Below are 9431 nucleotides of genomic sequence, written 5' to 3'. Positions count from 1 at the left end.
ACCTTCGGCAGCAAAACCATAGCCTTGTGCCATTAAATGTTGTGCTGCCAATCCGGGAAGCTGTTCTAATCCGTGTAAATCTTCGAAATTAGTAGTAAAAGCTTTATAGTCATGTTGATCTAGAAACTTTTTTATTCCTAATTCGATTCTAGCCTGATAGTTTATATTTAAATTAGATATATCTTCTAATTCATACTCTTGGGAGTATTGCTTTACTAAATTAATTACATCCTTTTGGGATATCGTATTCATACTCTCCACAAGGTCTCCAACGCCGTGGTAATTAACTTGCCATCCAAGAGTTTTTTGAGCTTCTATTTTGTCACCCTCTGTAACAGCAACATTCCGCATATTATCCCCAAATCGACAAATTTTTAAAGATTTTGATTCTGCATAACCTATTGCTGCACGAGTCCAGGAAGCTATTTCAAGTCTAACGTCATCATCCTTCCAATGCCCAACAATAACTTTACGATTAATACGTAGTCTAGAACAAATAAACCCAAACTCTCGTCCTCCATGTGCAGATTGGTTTAGATTCATAAAATCCATATCAATATCATTCCACGGTATATCTCGATTGTATTGAGTATGCAAATGCACAAAAGGTTTTTTTAAAATTTCAAGCCCCTGAATCCACATTTTTGCGGGCGAAAACGTATGCATCCACACTATTAACCCTATACACTCATCATCACTATTGGCCTGCGAAAACAATTTAGCAATATCATCGGATTGTGTTAAAACAGCTTTAAAAACAATATTCACAGGAATAGTTGAATCCTCACTTAGACTGTTAGCAATTTCTAAAGTGTGGGTTTCTACTTTTTTTAAAACTGACTCCCCGTATAAATGTTGACTACCCGCAACAAACCAAACATTCTTTTTTGTAAAATTTTGCTTTAAAATCATAATATATAGGTTATATTACTTTTATTAAAATAATCATAAATAGCTGATAAATAGTTATTGTGAGTAAACTAATAAGAAACAAATATATATAAAATATTAATAAAAGTCATTTATACTTTTATTAATATTTAAAATAATGACTATTTAAACATTAGCTATTTAGTGATCGAGGCATTTATTTTTTGTAATCTTTTTTTTGCTTGTGTTAAATAGTGCTTTTGGCACTATGTTTTTGAAAGTGAATCAAGATTATATTAAATTAAAAAGAATAGCTAGTAGTAGTTAATGATTGTCACAAAAAAAATAAGTTCATATTAAAAGTCTTCAATATTTTATACAGAAATATATTTGCAGGTTATAATATTAGAAACTAGAAACACCCTGAAAAATTTAAGTAATAGTTACTGATGAATTTAGGCGAGAATTTATTAAAATTTCATCAATCTATCAAAACTCTTATTCTGGCTAGTTACTTTTACTCTATAATAATAAGCTCCTTTTTTAGACGCTTTTGTGTTTTTAATATTTAATTTCTCGAACATATCGGTTGAAAGTAGTTTTTTTCTAAAATTACCAGGATCTAATTTTTTTTGAAATATAGCTTCGTATAAGTTTCGAAGTTGCTGTAAAGTAAACATTTCAGGTAATAATTCAATTCCGACCAGGTTTATTGAAGCCTTAAGTTGAAGTTTTTCCATAGATTTTCTCACCATTTCTTCATGATCAAAAATAAAATCTGGTAATTTATTAACTGGCCACCAATGTGCACCATGTTCTCTAACTAAAGTTTCATCATATTTATCCTCCTTTAACAATGCATAATATACTAAACTTATCACCCTGGCTGCTTTATCACGTAGTGGATTAGTAAAAAAAGCGACCTGTTCAAGATATACGTCCATCAACCCTGTAGTACTTTTTAGTATTCTTCTTGCAGAATCATCTGAAGATTCTTTGTCTTGTAAAAAGCCTCCCATTAATGACCATTTACCTTTAGCAGGCTCAAACCCTCTAGGGTATAATAAAAGATGTAATTGCTCTTTCTTATAGCCAAAAATGACACAATCAACTGCGACTAAGTGTTTGGTTTTTTTGTAGTAATCTTCCATGGAATCTAAAAAAGATAAAAGTATAACTAAATTATAACCTCTACAAAAAAGATAAAAAGTGTTAATTATATTTTGCGTTATAATTGCTGAAGTATTGAATTAATCATAACTTTTTAAGTTTCTCTCCTCGGGTTATTATGGAAGAAGCCTCTCTTTTTAATGTGTTAAAATGGATTTTTTTAAAGAAAAACTCATGTTTCACTCTTTTTTTTATTTACTCCATTTTCTTGAGGAGTAGTTACTTTTTTTGGTGAAGAGAAGGTCTTACTAAGGCAGTAAAAAAGTTCTTTTTGTAGTTAGATATTTGGAAAAAAGAACACAAAAAAATCGTAAACACTTAATAAATAAGTGGTTACGATTTTATAAAGTACTCGAGGCGGGAATCGAACCCGCACTCCGAAGAACTGGATTTTGAATCCAGCGCGTCTACCAGTTCCGCCACTCGAGCATAACTTGTTAAGAGGACTGCAAAATTAAAAAATAATTTCTTTTTACCTCTAAAAAAAGGCATTAATATGCTTTAGTACCCCAAAAAAAATCCTAAATTTGCACCTCCTTAACGAAAAAGAAGTTTAATAAACTAGGGAACAACACATTAGCCATGGCGTATCAAATACCAGAACCTAAAATTTTTGCCTGTACACAAAGTACCATATTAGCAGAAAAGATTGCTAAAAAATATGGAACTGAGTTAGGGAAAGTACAATTTTCAAGATATAGTGATGGGGAATTTCAGCCTTCTTTTGAAGAATCAGTTCGTGGAGCTAGAGTCTTCATAATTGGATCTACAAATCCAAGTTCGGAAAACTTAATGGAGATGTTGTTAATGTTAGATGCTGCTAAGCGTGCATCTGCAAGACACATTACCGCGGTTATGCCTTATTTTGGTTGGGCAAGACAGGATCGTAAGGATAAGCCAAGAGTTCCTATTGCTGCAAAATTGGTTGCTAAAATGCTGGAGACAGCTGGAGCAACTCGTATTATAACAATGGACTTGCATGCTGACCAAATACAAGGTTTCTTTGAGAAGCCTGTGGATCATTTATTTGCATCTACTTTGTTTTTGCCGTATTTAAGAAATTTAAATCTTGATAACTTAACAATTGCATCTCCGGATATGGGAGGCTCTAAAAGAGCTTATGCTTATTCTAAAGCTTTAAAGAGTGATGTCGTGATTTGTTATAAGCAACGAGCAAAAGCTAATGTAATTTCACATATGGAGTTAATTGGTGATGTAAGAGGAAAGAATGTTGTTTTAGTAGATGATATGGTTGATACCGCTGGGACATTAGCTAAGGCGGCAGATTTAATGATGGAAAGAGGAGCGTTAAGTGTAAGAGCTATAACTACGCACGGTTTATTGTCGGGTGATGCTTATGATAAAATAGAAAAATCACAATTATCAGAACTAATAATTACCGATTCTATCCCAACAAGAAAAGATAGTAAAAAGGTGAAAGTATTAAGTTGTGCTACACTATTTGCAGATGTTATGAATAGAGTACAGAACAATACTTCTATAAGTTCTAAGTTTTTAATGTAATAACATAGAAACTGTAAAAAAGAATTATTAATTTTTAATATATATAATGAAGTCAATTACAATTAAAGGATCAGAAAGAGAAATCGTAGGCAAAAAAGCAACAAAAGCCTTACGTAATGCTGGAAAGGTTCCTTGCGTAGTATACGGAGGGGAAAAACCATTACATTTTTCAGCAAATGAATTGTCATTTAGAGATTTGGTTTACACTCCAAACGCACACACAGTTGTGGTTGAATTAGAGAATGGAACTAAAGTAGACGCAATTATGCAGGATATTCAGTTTCATCCTGTAACAGATAAAATTATTCACGTAGATTTTTATCAGTTATTTCCAGATAAAGAAGTTACAATGTCTATACCAGTTAGGTTGCAAGGTAGTTCGCCAGGTGTTAAAAATGGTGGAGGTTTGTTATTTAGAAAGAGAAAACTTTCTGTTAAGGCATTACCTGGGAATTTAGTGGATTTTTTCGATGTAGATATATCAGAGCTTAAGATTGGTGATAATATCAAAGTGGAAAGTTTATTGAGTGAAGATTTTACATTACTTCACCCAGATAATACTGTAATTGTACAGGTTAAAACTTCTCGTAATGCAGCTGAAGACGAGGAAGAAGAAGGAGAAGGAGAAGAGGCAGAAGGAGCAGAAGCTCCAGCAGCAGAGTAAACAAAAATTATATAAGTTTAAAAGCATCTCATATTTTATGAGATGCTTTTGTATTTTTATACCATTACAAAAGGACTTATGTTATCTATAATTAAATGGTTATTTGGTAGTACTCCTGCTTTTTTAGAAGAATTAGATATAATGAAAAAATTTTTAGTAGTTGGTTTAGGGAATATTGGAAGCGAATATGCAGAGACTAGGCATAATATAGGTTTTAAGGTGTTAGATGCTTTAGTAGAAAGCAAAGAGGCTTCTTTTGACACCCAAAGATTAGGGGATGTTGCTGTAGTTAAAATTAAGGGACGAAGTCTTCTTTGCTTAAAGCCGGCTACTTACATGAATCTTAGTGGTAAGGCTGTTAAGTATTGGATGGACAAAGAAAAAATTCCGTTAGAGAACGTACTGATAATAACCGATGATATAAATTTAGAATTTGGTACTTTTAGATTGAAAATGAAGGGAAGTGATGGTGGTCATAACGGGTTGAAAAGTATTCAAGAAGTACTGCAAACTACAAATTATAACCGTTTTAGATTTGGTGTAGGTGCAGATTTTGGTACGGGCAGGCAGGTAGATTATGTCTTGGGAGAATGGAGTTCTGAGGAAAATAAAAATCTTGAAGAGCGTTTGGTAAAAGCATCGGAACTAGTTAGTTCTTTTGCTTTATCAGGGGTTAAAAATACCATGAACCAATTTAATGGTAAATAGTTAAAGTGCTTTAAAACTAAATACTCCAGAGTCAGAAGTATTTCCTTCTTTATCTTTTGTTATTACTTTCCAATAATATATAGTATTACCTTCTACCGTAACTTTTTGTTCTGTAACTGCAGGTGTGGTTGTAGTTAAAAGAGTTGTTGGTGGTTTGGTGGTAGAAAAATATAAGTCATAGCTGTCAATGTCATTATCTAAATCTGACCCAGACCAGTCTAAATTAATTTCATTATTTAAGTCTAGAAATGCGTTGTCTCCAATTTTTGGAAAAATTATTTCTGCAGGAAATGGTACATATGCAGAAACAAATCCAGAATTGTAAAAAGCCCATGTGTCACTTGCAGAGGTTTTGGAGACTTTATTATTTTTTGTAACAACAAACCAGGTATACGGAGTCCCTTTATCTAGAGGTACTTTAAGAGTTAAAGCAGAGGTATTCATAGTTTGGGTAAATCCCGTATTTTGGTTCGTTACACTTAAGGTATAGCTATCTGTATTTTTAGCGGTATTCCATCTAAATTCTACTTCACTAGCAGTATTACTTATGCTTACACCTGTGGTGCATTCTGAGTTCTTGTCTGGATAAGATAAAAGCGCTGCTGTTGGCGGCTCTTCTACTGGGGTTTCTGATGGCTCCGATTTTTTACAGCCAAAAACAAAAAAGGTTAATATAAGGATTCCTATAATTCTCATTGCTTAATTACTTTTGCTGTTCCTTTTAAAGCTTCGCCTTTATAGGATATAAAGTATATGCCTGTAGGTAAACTTGTAAAATCTAATTTTAATTTTGTGTTATCTATATTGTAATTTCTAGTACTTATTAATTGTCCGCTACTAGTAAATATTTTTATTTCAATATCCTGTAAATAATTATCAAGAAATAGGGTAGTGGTGGTGTTAAAAGGATTGGGGTAAATAATAGGTTGTTCAATAGAGAACAATTGTTCGTTATATATTCCTTGGCATGGAAGGTTAGTATATACTTTTAAAGTATTTGTACCTTCTTTTAAGTTTAAAGTAATTTTAGACTTGTTTGTTTGCGTTACAATGCCGTTTAATTCTATATTGTATAGTAAGGCTCCAGATAAGGTTAAACTAGTTTGCTTGCCGTTTAGAGACTGCTTAGAGCTTACGTTTAGTACTTCTGGTTCTGTGATTATTACATCGAAACAATGATTTTCGTATACTATATTGCTATCTGTACCAGTAATGCAAATATTATAAGTCCCAGAACTTAAGTTGTCTAAAGTATAATTTACATTAAAATTTTCTGTAGAATTTATACCGGTTCCATTAACTGTGATTTCATAATCTAATGGTAAAGTAGCATCTATTATAATTTTTCCGTCGTTACTATTTCTACATGCTTCACTTTGTGCAGTAACAGTAAAATTAGTTGTTGGGAATAGGTATATAGTACAACCTGTTTCGTCTACTTCTAACCCTTCGGGAGTTCCAAGGCATAAATCATCACCGTCATCAAAAACACCATCATTGTCTTCGTCGGGTCTAAGTTCTCCTTCTACGCATATCTCAATAGAGAAAGCTTTAAGGAAGCCGCCATCTTCATTAGCATTATCGCTAATTTGAAGTGTCCAATCTCCTTTTATAGATTCCCCTTTAAAAGAGCTTAAGGTTCCAAGTGGCTTCACGGTTCCTGTAATGGCAGGGTCTCCACCGCAAGTAAAAGCGTTAGCGTTATCATCAAAAATGGCATTTATATTTTTTAATTCTCCACAGGAACTAGAAACTAATATTACTTTAGTCCCTTCAGGAGATATTAAGGTAGCCACTAAATCTTCTAAATAATTGTGGTCTAATTCTAATGAAACTTTAATATCCGATAGAGGGACATCTTCATAAAAAGATACTTTAGAGCTTATGGTAGGCGTTCCGTTTGCTGTTATTTCTAGTGGTAGGCCAATGGCGCTTTTAGAATTACAACTAAATTTAAGAGTCGTAAATGTAAAAGGAAGGCTAAAGTTCCCTTCTCCACAAATGTTTTTTGGTTTTATGCGCCAGTAGTAGCTAGTCTCATATTGTAAAGATAATGGCATATATGAGTTGGATGCTACATTGATTGCTTCTACAATGTTTGTAAATAATTCATCTGTAGCTATTTCTATATCATAGCTGGTGTAAATAGGGTTGTTTATCCATGTGAGTTCGGTACTTGTTGAAGCATCCGTTAAATTATTAAGAGGACTTTGAAGTACTACATCAGAAAAATTAGAATCGGATATATAGAGGTCTAAAGTAACCGTTTTTGTTTCTGTAGCAGATGTAGAAAGAACTTGGATGGGGTATGTTCCAGGAGCTAAACTCAATGTATTAGTAAAGTTAATAGTGATTTCGGTATCTGTAAGTGTTGCTGTATTTGGTGTAATGGCTATGCCTAAACCCGCAGGAGGAGATACAATACTAAACGTGCTCTCTTCTGAAAACGCTAAATAAGCTTCGTAGTTGAAGGTGGTTGTTAAATCGTTCGGGGCGCAAACTTCGTATTCTAAATTACTGAAGTTTAATATAATTTTGGATTCTTCAATGGTAAAATCACTATTGTTTATGGCAAAATAAATATTGTTATTTGCCTTAACCATTATTCTTGCTTCGGTGGTGCTTGCGTTTGGAAGAATTATCTTGTGTTCTCCATCATTTATAACATCTTCCGCTAAAATTATATCGAATGTTTGCCCGCCATTAATAGATAATAAAATAGTGACAGTAGAAGTGAGAACTGGGGCAATATTGGTATTGGCAACGTCCCAAGTGATAGTTTTTGCGTCTCCTCCTTTGTAAATTTCATTAGCTGTTTGTGAGGTAACCATAAATGGGCCTGCATTACTTGCCACAGAAACAGTTGCTAAATCAGAGACAACCTGGCCTCCTCCTGGAGCATTATCTCTTACGGTAAAGGCAAAATTTAATTCTCGTTCTACATCGGAAAGAGTTTCCCAAGCAGAATTAATAGCGGGGTTTGTTTGGGTTAAATTGCCAGAAATAACGCTAGATAATTTCGGAAAATATCGTTCTGAATTTATAGTGGGTATTTGTGATCTAAAATTTGCGCCGCTAACATTTGTAGGACCAAAAGTAGATTGGGTTACAACACCATTGTCTATTTGTTCCCAGGTATAGGTTAAAACATCTGTAATATCTGTATCTGTTGCGTTTCCTTTAAGAACAAATGGTGTAGATTTAGGAATGGTAAAGTTTCCTGTTAAATCTACAGTTGGAGGAGTGTTAGTTAAAGCTATTTCTTCTCCACAACTAGTGAAACTAAGGTATTCGGTTATTTGAAGAATACTATAATAATGGTAATAAGGGTCTCCGTGTGTAGCAACATTATTAGCGCCTACAATACCTGCATACCCCATTATAGTGGTGCCACTTGCAGGTTCTGCTTGTACTTGTGTGCCTTCAGATTCGTGCGACCAAGTGTGGTTAGCTCCAAATTGATGGCCCATTTCGTGAGCAACATAATCTAAATCGAATAAATCTCCTGCTGGGTTTGGGTGAGATGAAAAAGCGCTACCTTTTTTAGCATCTATGCAAACGGCGCCAACAAAACCAGCATTACCATTTGCAGCATCCACATGAAATAAATGTCCTATGTCATAATTTTCAGCTCCTATGATAGTTGTAAGTGTGTTCTGTACTTCTGTATTAAGATTAGATTCGTAAGGGTCTGTTGAGGCATTTGTATATAGTACTAAATCCGTATTAGCAACTAATTCCAAGGTAATTGCAAGGTCGGTTTCAAAAACTTCATTAATTCTTGTCACAGTAGCATTTATGGCAGCCAAAGCATCTGCAACACTCCCTCCGTGGTAATTGGTATATTCCCCTGTAGTAGAAACTGCTAAACGGTATTTTCTTAAAATCTGGTCGTCTACTGGTTTTAATGCTGTAGCTCCAATTGTAGATTTAATTTTAGATGTGGTGTTACAAATAAAATCTTTTTCTGTTTTATTAGTTTCGTCTCTTCTGTAGGTTATGTACTTGTTTTTATCTGCCTTTTCCGTGTAGGTATTCCCTTTTTTGTCTCCATGAATAACCATGCTTTGTATTCCATTATGAGAAATACTAAAACGAATTTTGTCTTTTGGGTTGTTAATACCATAACCTACAAAAGATTTTATATTCGGGTATTTTAATGCAAGTTCTGGCGATAATACCGAAGATTCTTTAACTAGATAAGCATTTTGTTTTCCATTTTCATCTGGAAAGAAAACGGTTTTTGCATCGTTTTTAGAAAAAGAGGTTAAAGATTTTTGAAAATTTGAAACATCTAGAGAAAAAGTTTTTGCGCTTTTAACCTGAAAACGTTGTGAGAAAGACTTCTTTAAAGCGTTTCTAGGTGCTTCCTGTTTCCAGTAGCTACTCTGTGCAGATCCGTAAAAGGAAAGAAATACTATGGTAATTGAAAAAAGTAGACGTAATTTTGTAAGCATTCAGGGTCTTTTATCTCTAAATCAAATATAAGTCTTTT

The 9431-nt window shown here is 33.6% G+C and carries 6 protein-coding genes, 1 tRNA gene and 1 pseudogene; 3 read left to right on the top strand and 5 right to left on the bottom strand.

Going from position 1 to position 9431, the window contains the following annotated elements:
- The 3 genes and pseudogenes from QZZ51_RS02855 to QZZ51_RS02845 form a co-directional block, all read right to left on the bottom strand.
- A pseudogene (locus tag QZZ51_RS02855) lies at window positions 1-912 on the bottom strand (L-arabinose isomerase); the annotation flags it as partial.
- Between the two features lie 428 nt (window positions 913-1340).
- Window positions 1341-2021, bottom strand: a complete 681-nt coding sequence (locus QZZ51_RS02850) for an NUDIX domain-containing protein (protein WP_291865605.1) — start codon at window positions 2019-2021, stop codon at window positions 1341-1343.
- Between the two features lie 368 nt (window positions 2022-2389).
- Window positions 2390-2469, bottom strand: a tRNA-Leu gene (locus QZZ51_RS02845).
- A 153-nt stretch (window positions 2470-2622) separates the two neighbouring features.
- On the opposite strand from QZZ51_RS02845, the gene QZZ51_RS02840 reads away from it, so the two are divergent.
- From QZZ51_RS02840 to pth, 3 genes are all read left to right on the top strand, one after another.
- Window positions 2623-3564: a ribose-phosphate pyrophosphokinase gene (locus QZZ51_RS02840; protein ID WP_291865603.1), complete on the top strand. Its 942-nt coding sequence runs from the start codon at window positions 2623-2625 to the stop codon at window positions 3562-3564.
- A 46-nt stretch (window positions 3565-3610) separates the two neighbouring features.
- A complete protein-coding gene (locus tag QZZ51_RS02835; RefSeq protein ID WP_291865600.1) occupies window positions 3611-4228 on the top strand; it encodes a 50S ribosomal protein L25/general stress protein Ctc in 618 nt (205 codons plus the stop codon).
- A gap of 78 nt (window positions 4229-4306) precedes the next feature.
- Window positions 4307-4936: an aminoacyl-tRNA hydrolase gene (gene pth, locus QZZ51_RS02830; RefSeq protein WP_291865597.1), complete on the top strand. Its 630-nt coding sequence runs from the start codon at window positions 4307-4309 to the stop codon at window positions 4934-4936.
- On the opposite strand, the gene QZZ51_RS02825 is transcribed toward pth, so the two are convergent.
- Both QZZ51_RS02825 and QZZ51_RS02820 read right to left on the bottom strand, forming a co-directional pair.
- Window positions 4937-5632, bottom strand: coding sequence for a hypothetical protein (locus tag QZZ51_RS02825; protein ID WP_291865595.1), 696 nt, complete (start codon window positions 5630-5632; stop codon window positions 4937-4939). It lies immediately after the preceding gene.
- Complete coding sequence (locus QZZ51_RS02820; RefSeq protein ID WP_291865592.1) at window positions 5629-9393, bottom strand: reprolysin-like metallopeptidase; 3765 nt, start codon at window positions 9391-9393, stop codon at window positions 5629-5631. The genes QZZ51_RS02825 and QZZ51_RS02820 overlap by 4 nt, the downstream gene beginning before the upstream one ends.
- Window positions 9394-9431: the final 38 nt, after the last annotated feature.

The sequence above is a fragment of the Maribacter sp. genome (genome assembly GCF_016744255.1).
In the GTDB taxonomy this organism is placed as follows: domain Bacteria; phylum Bacteroidota; class Bacteroidia; order Flavobacteriales; family Flavobacteriaceae; genus Maribacter_B.
The sequence above is the reverse complement of the archived record's forward strand: the minus strand, read 5'-3'. Positions and strand labels throughout refer to the sequence as shown.

Excerpts from the sequence above, each read along its gene's own strand:
- QZZ51_RS02850 (WP_291865605.1), bottom strand. The coding sequence starts at position 2,021 with ATGGAAGATTACTACAAAAAAACCAAACACTTAGTCGCAGTTGATTGT.
- QZZ51_RS02840 (WP_291865603.1), top strand. The coding sequence starts at position 2,623 with ATGGCGTATCAAATACCAGAACCTAAAATTTTTGCCTGTACACAAAGT.
- QZZ51_RS02835 (WP_291865600.1), top strand. The coding sequence starts at position 3,611 with ATGAAGTCAATTACAATTAAAGGATCAGAAAGAGAAATCGTAGGCAAA.
- pth (WP_291865597.1), top strand. The coding sequence starts at position 4,307 with ATGTTATCTATAATTAAATGGTTATTTGGTAGTACTCCTGCTTTTTTA.
- QZZ51_RS02825 (WP_291865595.1), bottom strand. The coding sequence starts at position 5,632 with ATGAGAATTATAGGAATCCTTATATTAACCTTTTTTGTTTTTGGCTGT.
- QZZ51_RS02820 (WP_291865592.1), bottom strand. The coding sequence starts at position 9,393 with ATGCTTACAAAATTACGTCTACTTTTTTCAATTACCATAGTATTTCTT.